Origin of the sequence: Schleiferilactobacillus harbinensis, assembly GCF_008694105.1 — a bacterium.
GTDB lineage: Bacteria > Bacillota > Bacilli > Lactobacillales > Lactobacillaceae > Schleiferilactobacillus > Schleiferilactobacillus harbinensis.
Window position 1 is genome coordinate 1,130,750 of record NZ_CP041364.1, and the last position, 16,028, is coordinate 1,146,777.

Consider the following 16,028-nt stretch of genomic DNA (forward strand, 5'->3'; position numbering starts at 1 on the left):
ACACGAACAATATTCGAACTTTTACAGTTGACTTTCTCTCTTCCGTTCGTTATAGTACCAGAGGCATATTGATAGAAGTTACCGTTCCGATTAATGTTCGGATTTGGAGGAATAGTACAATGAACGTATTTGATTACGAAGATATCCAATTAATTCCCAACAAGTGTATCGTGAAGAGCCGTAAGGAATGTGACACATCCGTCACCCTTGGCGGCCGCAGTTTCAAGATTCCGGTGGTCCCCGCTAACATGCAAACCATTATTGATGACCCCCTGGCGATGTGGTTAGCCAATAATGGCTACTTCTACATCATGCACCGGTTCCAGCCGGAGACCCGGGCCGATTTCGTAGCCAACATGCACGATCACGACTTATACGCCTCCATCTCCGTCGGCGTGAAAGACAGTGAATTCGATTTTATTGAAGAATTGGCGGCTAAAGAACTGGTTCCTGAATACATCACCATCGACATTGCCCACGGCCATTCCCAAGTCGTGATCGACATGATTCATCAAATTAAGAAGTACTTGCCGCAATCCTTCGTTATTGCCGGCAACGTCGGCACACCAGAAGCCGTCCGGGAGTTGGAAAACGCCGGCGCTGACGCCACAAAGGTCGGCATCGGACCAGGCAAGGTCTGCATCACTAAGCTGAAGACCGGCTTTGGTACCGGCGGCTGGCAGCTGGCGGCTGTGCAGTGGTGTGCTAAAGCGGCGCGCAAACCGATCATCGCTGATGGCGGCATCCGCCACAACGGCGACATTGCCAAGTCCATCCGTTTCGGCGCCACGATGTGCATGATCGGTTCCCTCTTTGCCGGCCATGAAGAAACACCGGGCCAAAAGGTGACCGTCGACGGCGAACAGTTCCAGGAATACTATGGCTCAGCGTCTGAGTTCCAGACTGGTTCCCACCATAACGTGGAGGGCAAGAAGATGCTGGTTCCCGTTAAGGGTAAGATTTCTGATACGTTGAAGGAAATGCAGGAAGACCTGCAATCCAGTATCTCTTACGCTGGCGGCCGGGATTTGGAATCCCTGCGGAAAGTGGACTATGTTGTTGTGAAGAACTCGATTTTTAATGGTGACGTGTTCTAATAATTATACGTGATGACAATAAAGGACGGGAACCAGAATCCATTGCAGATTCTGGTTCCCGTCCTTTTGCTGTATTTCCACAGCCAGCCTAGAGGCTATAAAAGAAATCAAGCACCACTTTCACGACATTGTTTGCAAACTGCTGGCTTGCCGGCCAAATGCCGGCAAGGACAACATATGTCGCAAAACCGGCCAGTCCTAGCCAGACATAGTGTGTTTTCTTGGCCTTCACGTTTTCTGTCATCAAGGTCGCCTTCCCCCTGAGCAACGTTGCATCGATACGTTCGTCAACATTAAGAAAACGGTTCCAATGAAATTATACCGGATTGTGGTTCAACGCACAATGATTAATTCTTGATCAATCTCTTGTTTTTTTACGCCGCGCTTCGCCTGCCTGTGCTTTGGCTTTGAACCAGACTCGTGCTTTTGTCCGATCCAATTTAGTTCCCCACGATAAGCCGGACAGCCAATCGAAAACGAAATCAAACCATTGGAAAAAAATATCCAGCATTGCGCAAACCTCCTCGAAACTTTCTATGCAAAGCACCATCGTTATCGCTTTCATTATACAACCGACCAGTATTTAATTGGTGGGAAATGATTGCGTTCCATCCTCTTGATGACACACAATACCAATTACTGGGAAAAATGCGTATTTTCAATTACAATGTAATCGGATACACACGGTTTGTATCCCTGGCCCGCGCCTTGTTATTCAGTCGCAACCGATAACCGTCGTACACCGTTCAATAGTGCGAGGGGGTCTTTACCATGACTAATCACAAGTTTGGCATCGGCAGTTTGTCTTTTCCATTTCTGCTTCTATTCATGGCGTTCAACATGATTTATCCGCAGCGCACAACGTTAGGGTTGTTAGTCTTGCGCAATGAAGCCTTAGAAACCACTGTGTCCCTTTTACTACTGGGCGGATCGATTTACCTGGCCTGGCGGTACCGGGACGATCTCTTTGCCGGTGCGACACGGTGGTTGCTGAAAGCGTTAGGTGTCATGATGCTGGGCATTGCGGTGATCGTCCTGTTGGGCGAGATTTTTAGATGATGCCGACCAAAAAACGATCATGCCGGCAAAAATCGGCATGATCGTTTTTTGGTCGGCTCACTGGCCCTGCCAAGTGACGGATATTTTACCTTTCGCATCGGTCCCATAAAGATGCACGATAATCGAATCTCCCTGTGTCCACTGGCTAAAATCATAGGGTTCGCCATCTTGCACGTCGATCAGCCGGCCGGGGGTATCTTTATCGACGGACACCCCGACCTGCACTTTACCGCTGGTGAGCTGGCGATCGACGGTGAATACTTTATCGGCGCCTTTCTTCACCGTGATTGTTTGGGTTCGTTCACCATTAAACGGATCAGCATCGAATTTCCAGCTTCCTTCATTCTTCACCGTTTGGGTGGGCACCAAGGACGCCGACCCAATCGCATGGGAAAAGGCTAAACTGCCGAACATGCCCAGCATACCGAGAAAGACCAGAACGATTGCGACGATCGCACCTATCAGCGGGGCCTTGCTGGTCGGTGTGAAGCTGGTCTTGGCGGCATCGCCCAGCAACTGGCCGCAGTGACTGCAATACGGCTGGCTGGCATCGGTCTTCGCCCCGCAATGGGGACAAGTGACCTGGGTATGACGCCGGCCAATTAAGAAGTACAGGAGCAGGCCAATCAAATTGGGAATCAGCACCACGACCACTGTCCACATGCCGGCATCCAGACTGCGTGTCCGGGCATCTTTGTATGTCCAAATGCCCAACAGTACAGTGCTCAGCAGCAGCAAAACAAAAATGACGATCATGACCATGGGCAAGCCCCAGTACAAGTTATAACTCATCATGACGGTACTCCTTCCTTCTGTTTGCGTTTCAGCCAAAAAGCCAGCACAAAACCAGCGATGATCATTAGTCCGGCCAGACCAACTAAGTTACGAGCGGCCCACTCGAAGACAGGCGTCGACGGGAGAAAAAAGATGACCATAGCCACCATGGAAATCATCTGCATCGCCCCCAGCACTGCGATCAACAATGCTGGAATCTGTCGTTCAACAGGCTGCGGCTGATGCTGGCGGATTTGTTGCAAGACAGCCTGCTGCAAAGCCGCTGGCGGTTCCTCCTCATGGTGCAGCGCAGTGCGCAGGGTTTGATCAAAATCGTTGTTATGCTTCGCCATAGCCGTTAGCCTCCATTTCTTGCCGTAATAATTGCCGCGCTTGAAACAAGCGGCGCTTCACTGTGCCAGCCGGAATATGCAGCTCGGATGCAATTTCGGCGATGGACAGGTCGCCCATGTAATACAAAAGTACCGGGACCCGCAAGCTGTCTGCGAGCTGATTGACCGCTGCCTGCACGTCGGCCTGCAGCTCCTGCTGAGTGAGCTGACCACCACCGGTATCCGCCCCAGCCACCGTCTCCACGTCCCACCCCGGATGTATTGGCGCAATCCGCTCCCGCCGGGCATATTTGCGCCGTTCATCAGCCCAGATGCGGGCGGCGATGGCCATCAGGAAACCCCGGGGGTTATCGTTCAGGTCAACGCGTGCTGGCATCGCCAGCAGCCGTAGAAATGTTTGTTGGTACAGATCATCTGCATCCTGGCGGGTGAACGCCAACTTACGGCAAAAACCATACAATGCCGCGCCATATGTGGTCGCGAACTCCTCGGCCATTACCGGATCGATTGCCATGGCCATCGCCTCCCCTCACACCCTATTATCCGCGCCACCCGGCAAAAGGTTCACGTATCACGCAAATTCTTTCTCCCTGCACGTAAACGGGTTACAGCCGACAAAAGAAGGCAGCCTTCTCTAAACGGGCGCAGGCGACCAGAAGCTAGGGGATAAGGACGGCAAGGCAAAAACCCAAAACCGGGGTTTGTGCCTTGCCGTCCTTATCCCTACGCTTCTGAGCGGTCGCCTGAACCCTTTGTGATTCCGCCAATAAACGGTACAATAAAAGAAAACGAAAGCAGGCGCCATATGTTCAAAGAAGTCAAGAATGGGCGACCGTTTGCCGGCCAGGCCATCATCCAAGGAATTACCGTCAAGGCGGCCAAGAACGGCTCGCAATACGCCGACGCCAATCTCACCAACCACGACGAAACAGTGCCGGTGAAAATCTGGGAGATTCAGCCGGACTCAATCATGACCTACAACAACAAAGCCATTGATTTTACGGCAACGCGCTCTGATTACAACGGCAAGCTGCAATTCGTTCTGGATTCTTTCTCTATTAATCCGACTCTGCAATTGCGGGACTTGCTGCCGGCAAGTTATTGGGACAATGCCCAATTGAAGGAAGGCTTCAACCATTTCCTGATGAAGATCACCGACCCGATTTATCAGCATCTGGTGCGCACGTTATACAACGACACAGACGATGCCATCATCGATAAATTGAGCGAAATGCCGGCCGCGATTCGGATGCACCACGCCTTCATCGGCGGACTATATACCCACACCCTGTCCATGGCTTATGAAGCCGAGGGAATTTTGACCCACACGATTTATGCCAAGACCATCAACCAGTCCCTGCTCTACGCTGGTATTTTGCTCCACGATTTGGGCAAAGCCTTCTGCTACACGAACGCCACCGACCACACAGCAACCAAGCAGGCCAACCTGCTGGAACACGTCGCTATCATCGACGGCATGATCGTGGACTACGCCCGCAATACATTGCACTTGAACTACGCCGCCAGTCTTAACGACGAACATATTCTCAACCTGCGCCACCTCGTCCTCTCGCACCACGGCAAACTCGAATACGGCGCCGCCATCAAACCTGCCACTCCCGAAGCCATGCTTCTCCATCATGTCGACGACCTCGACGCCCACATGGAAATGATGCGCATGGCCGAAAGCGACCTCAAACCCGGCACCGTCGCCGACCAACGCAACTTCGGCCTCGACGGCGCGTTCGTTTATCATTCCACGTTGTAATCGTCAGATTCCGCAAGCCGCCAGTTGGCGGTTTTTTTCTTTTCCTGCACTAAGCGGGGCGGCCCTCCAGTCTCGAGAAAGCGAGTGCCAATGCGTAGCAATCGGAGGCTGAGGGGGCTCAGCCATGGAAACCACACGGCGGCTTTGCCGCCGATGTGGTTAGGCGACTTGGAGACCGCGTAGCGGGTTCCAAGCGCCGTCATGGCGTTCCAGCCCCCTCAGCCGGAGATTGCGGAGCATTGGCACGGCAGTCTGCAACGACCTTTCTCCACACAAACAGCGCCGCCGGACCCATCAAGTCCAGCGGCGCTGTTTGTTTTTATATTAGGAGGAAGGATACATCACCCACCGGGGACCGGGAGACTGTCAGATTTCACGTCCCCAGGTGTCTATTGGTGGTCTTGCTTAGAAAGTAGACTTCGGGCCAGCCCATTCGTCCCGGATGATTTGCGCCATATCCGCAATCAACGGTTCCTTCGGGTTGGTGATCGTGCAGTTATCTTCGTAAGCCAGTTCGGCTAACCGATCCGCTGCATCGTCTACCGCCTTCTTGCTGATGCCCTGATCCTTCAAGGACATCTTCACGCCAACACTCTCAGCCAACTTCACGATGGCATCGGCCAGATTGTTGACCAGTTCTTCGGTGCTATTGCCGCGGATACCCAAGTACCGAGCAATTTCTGCGTAATCTTCGTCCGCCCGGAAGTAGTTGTACTTCGCCCATACGGCCCGCTTTTCAGGCATCTTCGCATTGTAACGAATGACATGGGGCATTGTGATTGCAATCACCCGGCCGTGGGGCAGGTGGTACTCGCCGCCCAGTTTGTGGGCAATGGAGTGGTTGATGCCCAACAAGGCGTTGGCAAAGGCCATCCCGGCCATGGTCGAAGCATCATGCATGGCACTCTTCGCTTCTTGGTCGCCGTCATAACTCTTCTTCAAGTTATCAAAGACGATCTTCGCCGCTTGCAAACTCAGTCCGCGGGTATAGTGCGAAGCCATGGTCGATACATAACTTTCAATCGAGTGGCACAAAACGTCCAGGCCAGAGTCAGCCACAACAGTCTTCGGCACCGTTTCGATGAAGCGAGAATCAACGATCGCCACATTCGGGGTCAGCGCATAGTCGGCCAGCGGGTACTTCACGCCGGTTTCGCTATCGGTGATGACGGCGAACGGAGTGACTTCAGAACCAGTCCCAGAAGTTGTCGGGATACAGATCAGCTTCACATCATCCAGCTTCGGGAACTTGTAGGTCCGCTTACGAATATCCAAGAACTTCTGCTTGGCGCGGAAGAAGGAAGAATCCGGAGCTTGGTAGAACATCCACATTCCCTTGGCCGCGTCCATGACGGAACCGCCGCCGATGGCAATGACGGTATCCGGCTTGAAGTCGTTCATTGCAGCTTGGCCGTGAAAGACCGTGTCACTGGACGGATCCGGTTCAACATCCAAGAAAGTCTGGAATTGAACGGGGTTCTTGCGCAGCTTCAGTACGTCTTCGACGATCTTAACGTAGCCCAGCTTTTCCATCCCGTGGTCCGCAACGATGAATACCCGAGAGATGTGCTGCATTTTCTCCAGGTAGTTCACGGAGTTTTTTTCGAAATAGATCTTAGGCGGAAGCTTCACCCATTGCAGATTGTTCCGGCGCTTGGCAACTGTCTTGATGTTCAACAAGTCAATGGTGCCGACGTTGTGGGAAACGGAGTTCATCCCGTAGGAGCCGCAGCCCAGCGTCAGAGACGGAATCATGTTGTTGTACAGGTCACCGATACCGCCGACGGAACTCGGGGAGTTCACGAGGATTCGGCAAGCCTTCATGCGCAATCCGTATTGGACAACCAGGTCTTCATCATCGGTATGGATACAAGCGGAGTGCCCCATCCCACCGAGTTCCAGCATTTCTTCGGCCTTCTTGAAGCCGTCTTCGTGGCCATTGGCCTTGATCAAAGCCAATACCGGAGATAATTTTTCCCGGCTCAGCGGGAATTCGTCACCGACACCGTTGATTTCGGCAACCAATACCGGCGTGCCCTTGGGCACTTTGAGCCCAGCCCATTCGGCAATGGTGTTGGCGGATTTACCAACGACGTCCGGGTTAACAGCGTGGCGTTCTTCAGAAATCACCGTTTTGCTCAGCTTAGGCACTTCGTCTTTCTTCAAAACATAGGCACCTTGACGAATGAATTCTGCTTTGACTTCGTCATAGATTTCCGCGTCAACGATGGCTGCCTGTTCAGATGCACAGATCATGCCGTTATCGAAGGACTTGGACAACACGATGTCGTTAACGGCTTGGCGAATATTGGCTGTCTTTTCGATATAAGCCGGTACGTTCCCGGCACCAACGCCGAGGGCGGGCTTACCGGTGGAATATGCAGACTTGACCATGCCGGGGCCGCCAGTCGCGAGGACCGTCGCCACGCCCGGGTGATTCATCAATGTCTTAGTGGCTTCGATACTGGGGATCGGCACATAGCTCAATGCCCCCGCCGGCAAGCCAGCAGCGATGGCCGCTTTCTTGATAACTTCCAGAGATTCCGCTGAACACTTCTGGGCCTTCGGGTGGAAAGCGAAGATGATCGGGTTGCGGGTCTTGATACTGATCAGGGACTTGAACATCGTCGTGGAGGTCGGGTTGGTTACCGGGGTTACCCCAGCAATGACACCGACGGGTTCAGCAATGTACATAATCTGGTGCTGCTGATCATCTTCAATGACGCCCACCGTCTTGTCATCCTTGATGGCATGCCAGATTTCTTCGGTGGCAAACATGTTCTTGACCGCCTTGTCTTCGTAAACACCACGGCCGGTCTCTTCCACCGCCATCTTGGCCAAACGCATGTGGGCGTTCAACCCGGCAATTGCCATTTCATGAACAATGTGATCGATCTTTTCTTGATCGAAGCCTTCCATGATTTTAAGCGCTTTTTGTGCATCGTCGACCAAAGAATTGATCATCTGATCAACAGTTGGAGTCGCTTCTTTCGTGGGTTGGTTCTTTTTGACAGTCTCGAGCATTGTTATACCTCCGTAAGGTTTCTGATTTCTGTTATCCTCTTCACAAGTAATAATATACCGGATGCGAAGTAATTTGTAAAGCACTTTCTGTGATTTATTTCACGGGAATTGTCTCACTTCTGGTAGCGATATCAAAAACCGCGGTACATCAAGGTTTGCGCAGAAAAAAACAGCACCGCTCATCTCTGAGCAGTGCTGCTTTTTCCCTCAATCATGTTGTTGGTTCATAAAATATGGCAAGTGACACGCGTTCAAATCTCCCCAGTACTCCCTTTACCGCAAACCAATCTTTTTTCAGGTACGACGCTCTCGTTGGCTCCCCCGGCGATGAACGACTGTACATTGATAGAATACCGAGAAATGTCCATTGATGCTTACCAGAATTTGCAAGAGTCGGTTATCAAAAGTGACTAAGAACGGTATCTTTGACGTTTTGTCGAAAAATCCTGTCCACAGGAAAAGGGACTGAGACGACTAACTCCGCTGGCACGAGGTACACTGGCGAACGATGTTGTCTCAGTCCCAAATCATCAACCCTGCAACTGCTGGGTTGTATTTTCTGCTGTATCAGTTTCCGGGTGAATGGCTTGGAAAACAAATTTCAATCGGCCATCCGGTTGGACGTACACGACCAATTGGGTATTGGCCAAATCCTCGGTTTGCATGATCCATGGATTATGGTACGGACTGTATTGGTAGTACGGGGCCATGGGTACATTCTGACCGCCGGGATTAAAGAATACAGGATCAGTCATTGAGACCACCTACTTCCCTTATCACTGTTCTATCAACAGGTCTATTATACCGTGCCGGCGCGATTGGCGCCAAACAAAAAGACCACCAGCCTGACAAGCCGGTGATCAGAATCAAAATTATTGAGCGTCTTTGGAGTCGTCGCTGGACTTGTCGTCTGCGGCGGCATCGTTGGGCGTGTCAGGCGTCGTGGCACTGGCGTCGTTAGCACTCGTTGCTTGATTCTCATCCGCTGTGGCAGTGGCTGCCGGCAGAACCGTGCGAATCGCACCAAGGTTAAAGGTCAAATAGATGCCATCACTGTCAATAACGACCGTCTTGTCGGTCTTGTTGATGGTATCGATCACGCCATGCAGGCCGCCGATGGTGACGATCCGGTCGCCCTTCTTCATCTCGTTGAGCATTTCCTGGCGCTTCTGCTGTTGTTTCTTTTGCGGCCGCATCATGGTGAAGTACATGACCCCTAACAGGATCACCATCATCACGATCATACCCATACCGCCGAAACCAGTGCCAGCCGAGGTACCAGCTGCAATGTTTGCTGTAAAAATAGTCAAATTAGTGTACACTCCTTCAGTTGTTTTCGTTTAACACTGTATCATAATTTGGCGCCGGGCGCCCGCTTCCGTTAGAAGTTTTTCGTCGTGGCGTCGGAATACCCGTACTCGTCGAATAAATTCTGCCGGAACTCAATTAAATTATCATCCATAATGGCTTGACGCACATCGGCCATAAGATGGATAAGGAAGTATAAATTATGATACGTGGTCAACCGCAGGCCGAAGGTTTCGTCGGCTTTGATCAAATGACGAATATAGGCCCGGCTGTAGTGGGTACAGGTGTAACAATCGCAATCGGGATCCAGGGGAGTGAAGTCATGGGCGTATTTCGCATTCTTGACGATCAGACGGCCATGATGGGTCATCACGGTGCCGTTGCGGGCGATCCGAGTCGGCAGGACACAGTCAAACATGTCGATCCCCCGGATCACGCCGTCAATCAAGGCATCTGGACTACCGACACCCATCAAATAGCGAGGTTTGTTCTCCGGCAGCAGCGGGGTTGTGAAGTCTAAGACGTGGTTCATTTCGGCCTTGGATTCGCCGACGGACAACCCGCCGATGGAATAACCCGGAAAGTCCAGACTGACCAAATCCTTAGCACTTTGCTCCCGCAGATCCTGGAAGCCGGCGCCCTGGACGATCCCGAACAGGCCCTGGGTGTCCGGATTACGGTGCGCTTTGAGCCCCCGCTCCGCCCAGCGGCTGGTTCGGGCCACAGAATCCCGGACGTACTCGTAACTCTCAAAGAACGGCGGACATTCATCCAAGGACATCATAATATCCGGCCCCAGGTCATTTTCGATTTGAATCGCTTTTTCTGGGGAAAGAAACATTTTCTCGCCGGATAAATGGCTGCGGAAATGGACCCCTTCTTCGGTGATATCCCGGTTTTCCGCCAGAGAAAAGACTTGGAAACCGCCGGAATCAGTTAAGATCCCCTGATCCCAGTTCATAAACTTGTGCAGTCCGCCCGCCTCTTTAACGATTTCCGGACCCGGCCGCAGCCACAGGTGGTAGGTATTGGATAAAATGACCCCAGCCCCCATTTCTTTCAGCTCTTCTGGACTCATCAGCTTGACGGACGCCTGGGTGCCCACTGGCATGAACATGGGCGTGGGGAAGGTGCCATGGGGCGTGATCAATTCACCCAGCCGGGCGCCGGTGTGTTTTTCGGTTTTGATTAAGCGATAGCGTACTGGTGCTGTCATATTTCTTTTCTCCTATTCTGGTCATGACTCTCGTTCGACAAAACGCCCTCCCATCTTATCAGAAGATCCGATAAAGGGAAAGAATCCTGCTCTGTCGGTAACTGGTATGTCTGTTATCGGTCCCTTTTTTGTAAAAATTGAGCAAAGTGGCCTGGAGGCATTGACTTTATGCCCCACTTTTCCTATGATATGTTCCAACCTCTGTTGCAGGGGTGCCTTTAAGCCGCCGGTATCATCCGGGGGGATGGTACCACGCAGACGGCTTGACAAGGAGGGGAAGGTTTATGAAAGACCTTGAAGTCGGGCAATCCGTGATTGCCTCGAGTTATACCATGGAGGACCACCGTTTTTCCAAGCTGCCTGGGAAGGTTGAGGTCGTCTTAGAGCAATCTGTCATCATGTCGGTGGCGGACCAATGGCTGGTCAACAATGCCAATGGCCGGATTTGCGTCTCTAAGAAGAAACTCTCGGCCGCCGATAGCGATGAGCAGTGCACCGCCAGCTAGAGGTGCCCCTGAGTGGACTCCGTCACACGTGTGAGACCCTGAAGCCAATCCTTCGGGGTTTCGCTGCATTTATTCCGAATTCTATTTTTTAAAAACTGTCCCATATTGAAAGCCACCGCTGATCAATTGATCAGCGGTGGCTTTTTTGCATTGCTCCGGATTAATCGTTTTCTTTCAACGGTTGCGGGTGCGGATTTTGACTATTGTAGATAAACATCGCGTCGCCGAAACTGAAGAAGCGGTATTTCTCTGCAACAGCATGCTGGTATGCATTGAGGATCATGTGCCGGCCGGTAAACGAAGCGACCAGCATGACCAGTGTGGACTTGGGCAGATGGAAGTTAGTGATGAAGGCATCCACGATTTTCCACTGGTAGCCCGGCTTAATGAAGATGTCTGTCCAGCCGGAGTCCGCCTTGATCGCACCGTTGAACTTCGTGCCAATAGATTCCAGCGTCCGAATCACGGTGGTGCCAGTGGCAATGATCCGCCCGCCATTGGCCCGGACGTCGTTCAAAGCCTGAGCCGCTTCCGGGGTCAGCCGATAGAACTCGGAGTGCATCTTGTGGTCCTCGACGTTTTCTTCTAGGACTGGCCGGAAAGTGCCCAACCCAATATGCAGGGTCAAGTAAACCAGCTTGACGCCCTTGTCTTGGACTTTCTGCAGCAATTCCTTAGTCCAGTGCAGTCCGGCAGTGGGCGCTGCTGCCGATCCGATCTCCTTGGCATACACCGTCTGATACATCTCCGGATCGTCCAACTTAGCCTTGATGTAAGGCGGCAGCGGAGTTTCACCCAGCTTGTCCAGGATCTCCATGAAAATCCCATCGTACTGGAAGCGGATCATGCGCACGCCTTCGTCCCGTTCTTCCGTAACCGTCGCCTTGAGCAGGCCGTCGCCAAAGTCGATCTGAGTACCGACATGAATCCGTTTCGCCGGCTTCATCAGCACTTCCCAGTCATCACCGCGGGTATTGTTCAGCAGCAGCACTTCCACATGGCCGCCAGTTTCCGGCTTGATGCCGTATAATCGGGCCGGCATGACCCGGGTATCGTTCATCACCACCGCATCGCCGGGATGGACATAATCGAGAATATCGTAGAAATGCTTGTCCGTTGTTTCGCCGGTGGCCGTATCGAGCACCAGCATCCGGGACGCATCCCGTTCAGGGAGCGGGGTCTGAGCAATCAATTCTTGGGGTAAATCATAGTCAAAATCTTCCGTTGTGAGCAAAATTACACTTCCAAATCCGTTTTATGTGTCGGGGGTGTCAAGCCCAAATGATGGTACGCCAACGGGGTGACGACCCGTCCGCGGGGGGTGCGCATCAATAACCCCCGCTGCATTAAGAATGGTTCATACATTTCGGCGACGGTCTGTTCCTCTTCGCCGACGTTGGCTGCAATGGTTTTTAAGCCCACGGGGCCGCCAGCATAATGGTCGATCATCAGGTGCAGGATCTTCCGGTCGAGGTTATCCAAGCCCATATCGTCAACTTGCAGCTGGGTCAGCGCAGATGCCGCGATCGCCTGGGTAATTTTACCATCCCCATTGACAGTCGCAAAGTCCCGCACCCGGCGCAGCAGCCGATTGGCGATCCGGGGGGTGCCCCGGGACCGGCGGGCAATCTCCCCCGCGCCCTGCTCGTCGATGGCCAGTCCAAAAATCTGGGCCGAGCGATCCACAATCTCAGTCAGTTCATCCGTACTGTAGTATGCCATGTGCATGCTAATGCCAAAGCGGTCCCGCAACGGCGCCGATAATAGACCGGCGCGGGTGGTCGCCCCCACCAGGGTAAACGGCGGCAGCGTAAAATGAATGGGATGAGCGGCCGGACCTTCACCAACGATAATATCGATATAGAAATCTTCCATCGCTGAATACAGGACTTCTTCCACTGGTTTGGGCAGCCGGTGGATTTCATCAATAAACAGGACGTCCCCTGGCTGCAGCTCATTGAGCTGGGCCACTAGATCGCCGCTCTTCTCGATGGCCGGTCCGCTGGTTTGGCGCAAGTGTACGCCCATTTCATTGGCGATGATCGCCGCTAGCGTTGTCTTGCCCAGGCCGGGCGGGCCATACAGCAATACATGGTCCAAGGACTCTTCCCGGGACCGGGCCGCCTGAATAAAGACGGTCAATTGGTGTTTCAACGCATTTTGACCAATATAATCGGCCAGCCGCGTTGGCCGCAGCGTCATGTCGGCGCGATCTTCGTTATTATTGGCGTCCGCATCGACGATCCGTTCTGATTCTGCCAAGCTGCCGCTCTCCTCTCTGCTTGATTAGGGCTGGGTCAATAATTTGAGACCGAGTCGAATATAATCGTCCGTTGAGTGTGCTTCTTCCTGCCGCAAGGCTTTGGCGATACGCACCACATCTTTATCGCTGTAACCCAGCGTGCGCAAGGCGGCCAAGGCATCGCGCAAGGCGGGCGAGTCATTAACGGCGGCCGGGTCGGCCACGGTCTTCACCGTCAGCGCCGGTTTGCCGGTGGGCGTCAAACGGTCGGCCAGTTGCAAAATGATCTGCTGCGCCGATTTCTTGCCGATTCCCGGAAATTTAGTCAAATACTTCAGGTCATTTTCCTGAATGGCCTGGACTAACGCCGCCGCGTCGCCGGTGGCCAAGATGGCCAAGGCTGACTTCGGGCCAATGCCAGTGACACTGATCAAATGCTGGAACATCACCTTTTCATCCAGATCGGCAAAACCGTACAACGTGATACCGATGTTATCTCGGATGATTTGATCCACATAGACAGTGACATCTTTCGCTCCCACCGCGAACCGATAGGGATTTGGCACGATCACTTTGTAGCCGATACCTTGGACGGCCACCACGATGTAATCGGTGTGGATCGCGGCGATGGTCCCAGTTAGAAATTCATACACGCTGGTCGCCCCTTTTCTCTCTTATTATCTCATTCTAACACAAACGTGTGTGCGTTACGCGCCGGTCCACCCTTGATGTGAATCTTGAATCCGTTTGAACATCCGCTCCAAGTCCCGGTCGCTGTAATGGGTCATCGTCGGGCGGCCATGGGGGCAATTAAAGGGGTTTTCGCACTCCCGCAGATCATCCAGCAGCCGCTGAGCCTCTTGCCGACTGATATCCATCCCGGCCTTGATCGACGCCTTGCAGGCGATCAGGGCGGTGGCCTTATTCAAGAATTTGGCAACACTGAGGGTATGGTCGGTTAAGAAATAATCCACCATTTCACGGATCATGGCCTCGACATCCTTGTCGGCAAACCAGGCGGGGTGAGAATGCACGATGAACGAATTGTCGCCGAACGGTTCCAGTTCAATGCCTACCTTGGCTAGTTCCGGCAAGTGCTGACTGATCTCCAAATAATCAGCCGCAGAATAGTCGAGAATCAGCGGAACCAGCAGGGTTTGCTGATCGGGTTGAAGATGGCCGACTTTTTCTCGATAGTATTCATAGTTGACCCGTTCCTGGGCGGCGTGCTGGTCCAGAATATAAAAGCCGTCCTCCCCCTCGGCCAGCAGATAGGTACGATGTACTTGGGCGAGATAATGCAGCTGCGGAAAACGCTTGGCTGGGGTGTTGGTATCGTCCACCAGGGCAGTTTGTTCCACGGTTTGCGGTTGGGACTGGGCCGAAAAGGCTAACGCAGGTGCATCGGCGGCCACCCGGGCGTCCCAAGCAGCCAATACCTGGGCATCGGTGCCGGCATCCTCGGGATGGAGGGCATTGGGCGCAATAAAGCGTCCGTTCGCGGCGACATGGGCCGCTGCCTCGGCAACCACTGGGACGGCGGGCTGTGCCGCTTGATTCGTTGGCTGACTAGTCTGGGGCTGATCTTGACTGCTGATAGTGTCCAGCTGGCTGGCCAAATCTGCCCACTGCTGCATCTGGGGCGTGGCTGGCCGACTGTGGGAATACAGATTATCCAGCGCGTTGGGTACCAACCGCTGCTGGCCCAGCTCGGCGCCGACCAGTTTGGTAATCAGACTGGTCAGCTCGTTTTCTTTGCTTAACCGCACTTCCTGCTTGGTGGGATGAACGTTGACGTCCACCAGCAGCGGATCCATGTGCACGGCAATGACGGCGACCGGATAGCGGCCCACCATCAGTTTCGTGCCATACCCTTCGATCAAGGCTTTATTCAGCGCATAATTCTTAATGTAGCGGCCGTTGATCAAGAGTGAAATGAAATTTCGCGACGCCCGGGTCACTTCCGGTTTAGCAATGTAGCCCTGGACCCGATAGTCCAGGGTGTCGCCCTTGATCGGCAGCAGCGCCTGGGCAACCGAGTTGCCGTAAATCGAGGCAATGGTCTGGCGCCAATCCTTGTTGCCGACAGTGGCAAACATCGTCTTCGTATCATTCACCAGAGTGAAGGCCACATCGGGATGCCCCAGGGCAATCCGATCCACGATATCCGCGATATGCGACAGTTCCGTCTGGACCGATTTCATGTACTTCAACCGGGCTGGCGTATTGTAAAATAAGTCCCGCACGGTCAGGGTCGTCCCCTTAGGCTGGCTGGACTTCTCTTGTTTGACCAGATCGCCGCCTTCAACGACTGCAGTGTCCCCCAACCCATTTTGGGTGCTGGTGGTCATGGTGACCTTCGCGACGGCACCGATGGAGGCCAAAGCTTCACCGCGGAAGCCCAGGGTACCGATTTTAAACAAATCCGCGCCGGTCATGATCTTACTAGTAGCATGGCGGGCAAAGGCCAGCGGAATATCGTCGCTGGCGATGCCGTCGCCATTATCGCTGACGGTAATCAGGCTCATGCCGCCGTCTTTGACTCGAATCCGCACCTGGGTAGCATGGGCATCCAGGGCGTTTTCCACTAATTCCTTGACGACTGAGGCTGGGCGTTCGATTACTTCCCCGGCCGCAATTTGATTGCTGACCTGAGCGGACAATTCATGAATTTTTCCCAT

At 53.2% G+C, this 16,028-nt stretch carries 17 protein-coding genes; 4 read left to right on the plus strand and 13 right to left on the minus strand.

All coding sequences use genetic code 11. The annotated features are described in order from the left end of the window. Positions 1–119 precede the first annotated feature (119 nt). Positions 120–1,097: a GMP reductase gene (locus FMM01_RS05855; protein ID WP_146994290.1), complete on the plus strand. Its 978-nt coding sequence runs from the start codon at positions 120–122 to the stop codon at positions 1,095–1,097. Between the two features lie 88 nt (positions 1,098–1,185). On the opposite strand, the gene FMM01_RS16190 is transcribed toward FMM01_RS05855, so the two are convergent. Together FMM01_RS16190 and FMM01_RS16195 are read right to left on the minus strand one after the other, a co-directional pair. Further along, positions 1,186–1,344: a hypothetical protein gene (locus FMM01_RS16190; RefSeq protein ID WP_190973464.1), complete on the minus strand. Its 159-nt coding sequence runs from the start codon at positions 1,342–1,344 to the stop codon at positions 1,186–1,188. Positions 1,345–1,455: 111 nt separating this feature from the next. Continuing rightward, on the minus strand, positions 1,456–1,608 hold the full coding sequence (locus tag FMM01_RS16195; RefSeq protein ID WP_190973465.1) for a hypothetical protein: 153 nt from the start codon (positions 1,606–1,608) through the stop codon (positions 1,456–1,458). A 260-nt stretch (positions 1,609–1,868) separates the two neighbouring features. Here FMM01_RS16195 and FMM01_RS05860 point away from each other — a divergent pair, with 260 nt between their 5' ends. After that, the gene (locus tag FMM01_RS05860) at positions 1,869–2,156 is read left to right on the plus strand and encodes a hypothetical protein (RefSeq protein WP_150391898.1); all 288 of its coding nucleotides are present in this window, start codon (positions 1,869–1,871) and stop codon (positions 2,154–2,156) included. A gap of 57 nt (positions 2,157–2,213) precedes the next feature. Here the strand turns inward: FMM01_RS05860 and FMM01_RS05865 are convergent, their stop codons facing one another. From FMM01_RS05865 to FMM01_RS05875, 3 genes are read right to left on the minus strand one after another with little or no spacing between them, the layout of a single operon-like run. Continuing rightward, positions 2,214–2,951, minus strand: a complete 738-nt coding sequence (locus FMM01_RS05865) for a zinc-ribbon domain-containing protein (RefSeq protein ID WP_150391899.1) — start codon at positions 2,949–2,951, stop codon at positions 2,214–2,216. Then, complete coding sequence (locus FMM01_RS05870; RefSeq protein WP_150391900.1) at positions 2,948–3,283, minus strand: hypothetical protein; 336 nt, start codon at positions 3,281–3,283, stop codon at positions 2,948–2,950. Before FMM01_RS05870 ends, FMM01_RS05865 begins: the two co-directional genes overlap by 4 nt. Further along, the gene (locus tag FMM01_RS05875; protein ID WP_190973466.1) at positions 3,270–3,797 is read right to left on the minus strand and encodes an RNA polymerase sigma factor; all 528 of its coding nucleotides are present in this window, start codon (positions 3,795–3,797) and stop codon (positions 3,270–3,272) included. The genes FMM01_RS05870 and FMM01_RS05875 overlap by 14 nt, the downstream gene beginning before the upstream one ends. A 291-nt stretch (positions 3,798–4,088) precedes the next feature. Between FMM01_RS05875 and FMM01_RS05880 the strand changes: the two genes are divergently transcribed. Continuing rightward, positions 4,089–5,051: an HD domain-containing protein gene (locus FMM01_RS05880; protein ID WP_150391902.1), complete on the plus strand. Its 963-nt coding sequence runs from the start codon at positions 4,089–4,091 to the stop codon at positions 5,049–5,051. Between the two features lie 405 nt (positions 5,052–5,456). Here the strand turns inward: FMM01_RS05880 and adhE are convergent, their stop codons facing one another. From adhE to tgt, 4 genes are all read right to left on the minus strand, one after another. Beyond that, positions 5,457–8,075 (minus strand): bifunctional acetaldehyde-CoA/alcohol dehydrogenase, encoded by a 2,619-nt coding sequence (gene adhE / locus FMM01_RS05885; RefSeq protein WP_027828493.1) that lies wholly within the window; start codon positions 8,073–8,075, stop codon positions 5,457–5,459. 530 nt (positions 8,076–8,605) lie between these two features. Further along, positions 8,606–8,830, minus strand: a complete 225-nt coding sequence (locus FMM01_RS05890; RefSeq protein WP_027828494.1) for a hypothetical protein — start codon at positions 8,828–8,830, stop codon at positions 8,606–8,608. Between the two features lie 117 nt (positions 8,831–8,947). Further along, positions 8,948–9,325: a preprotein translocase subunit YajC gene (gene yajC, locus FMM01_RS05895; protein ID WP_035440312.1), complete on the minus strand. Its 378-nt coding sequence runs from the start codon at positions 9,323–9,325 to the stop codon at positions 8,948–8,950. A gap of 131 nt (positions 9,326–9,456) precedes the next feature. Next, entirely contained in the window at positions 9,457–10,599 is a 1,143-nt protein-coding gene (gene tgt, locus FMM01_RS05900) for a tRNA guanosine(34) transglycosylase Tgt (RefSeq protein WP_146994297.1), read from the minus strand. A 284-nt stretch (positions 10,600–10,883) separates the two neighbouring features. Between tgt and FMM01_RS05905 the strand changes: the two genes are divergently transcribed. Then, positions 10,884–11,105, plus strand: coding sequence for a hypothetical protein (locus FMM01_RS05905; RefSeq protein ID WP_027828497.1), 222 nt, complete (start codon positions 10,884–10,886; stop codon positions 11,103–11,105). Between the two features lie 160 nt (positions 11,106–11,265). Here FMM01_RS05905 and queA read toward each other — a convergent pair whose 3' ends face one another. From queA to mutL, 4 genes are read right to left on the minus strand one after another with little or no spacing between them, the layout of a single operon-like run. Then, positions 11,266–12,342, minus strand: a complete 1,077-nt coding sequence (gene queA, locus FMM01_RS05910; protein ID WP_051225418.1) for a tRNA preQ1(34) S-adenosylmethionine ribosyltransferase-isomerase QueA — start codon at positions 12,340–12,342, stop codon at positions 11,266–11,268. Next, on the minus strand, positions 12,342–13,367 hold the full coding sequence (gene ruvB, locus FMM01_RS05915) for a Holliday junction branch migration DNA helicase RuvB (RefSeq protein ID WP_063516831.1): 1,026 nt from the start codon (positions 13,365–13,367) through the stop codon (positions 12,342–12,344). Before ruvB ends, queA begins: the two co-directional genes overlap by 1 nt. A 24-nt stretch (positions 13,368–13,391) precedes the next feature. Next, a complete protein-coding gene (ruvA, locus tag FMM01_RS05920; protein ID WP_150391903.1) occupies positions 13,392–14,000 on the minus strand; it encodes a Holliday junction branch migration protein RuvA in 609 nt (202 codons plus the stop codon). A gap of 54 nt (positions 14,001–14,054) precedes the next feature. Beyond that, a complete protein-coding gene (gene mutL, locus FMM01_RS05925; RefSeq protein ID WP_150391904.1) occupies positions 14,055–16,028 on the minus strand; it encodes a DNA mismatch repair endonuclease MutL in 1,974 nt (657 codons plus the stop codon).

Coding starts and splice junctions, on each gene's coding strand:
- FMM01_RS05860 (WP_150391898.1), top strand. CDS start 1,869: ATGACTAATCACAAGTTTGGCATCGGCAGTTTGTCTTTTCCATTTCTG.
- FMM01_RS05880 (WP_150391902.1), top strand. CDS start 4,089: ATGTTCAAAGAAGTCAAGAATGGGCGACCGTTTGCCGGCCAGGCCATC.
- FMM01_RS05865 (WP_150391899.1), bottom strand. CDS start 2,951: ATGATGAGTTATAACTTGTACTGGGGCTTGCCCATGGTCATGATCGTC.
- FMM01_RS05875 (WP_190973466.1), bottom strand. CDS start 3,797: ATGGCAATCGATCCGGTAATGGCCGAGGAGTTCGCGACCACATATGGC.
- FMM01_RS16195 (WP_190973465.1), bottom strand. CDS start 1,608: ATGCTGGATATTTTTTTCCAATGGTTTGATTTCGTTTTCGATTGGCTG.
- FMM01_RS05905 (WP_027828497.1), top strand. CDS start 10,884: ATGAAAGACCTTGAAGTCGGGCAATCCGTGATTGCCTCGAGTTATACC.
- FMM01_RS05870 (WP_150391900.1), bottom strand. CDS start 3,283: ATGGCGAAGCATAACAACGATTTTGATCAAACCCTGCGCACTGCGCTG.
- tgt (WP_146994297.1), bottom strand. CDS start 10,599: ATGACAGCACCAGTACGCTATCGCTTAATCAAAACCGAAAAACACACC.
- FMM01_RS05855 (WP_146994290.1), top strand. CDS start 120: ATGAACGTATTTGATTACGAAGATATCCAATTAATTCCCAACAAGTGT.
- FMM01_RS05890 (WP_027828494.1), bottom strand. CDS start 8,830: ATGACTGATCCTGTATTCTTTAATCCCGGCGGTCAGAATGTACCCATG.
- adhE (WP_027828493.1), bottom strand. CDS start 8,075: ATGCTCGAGACTGTCAAAAAGAACCAACCCACGAAAGAAGCGACTCCA.
- mutL (WP_150391904.1), bottom strand. CDS start 16,028: ATGGGAAAAATTCATGAATTGTCCGCTCAGGTCAGCAATCAAATTGCG.
- yajC (WP_035440312.1), bottom strand. CDS start 9,325: ATGGGTATGATCGTGATGATGGTGATCCTGTTAGGGGTCATGTACTTC.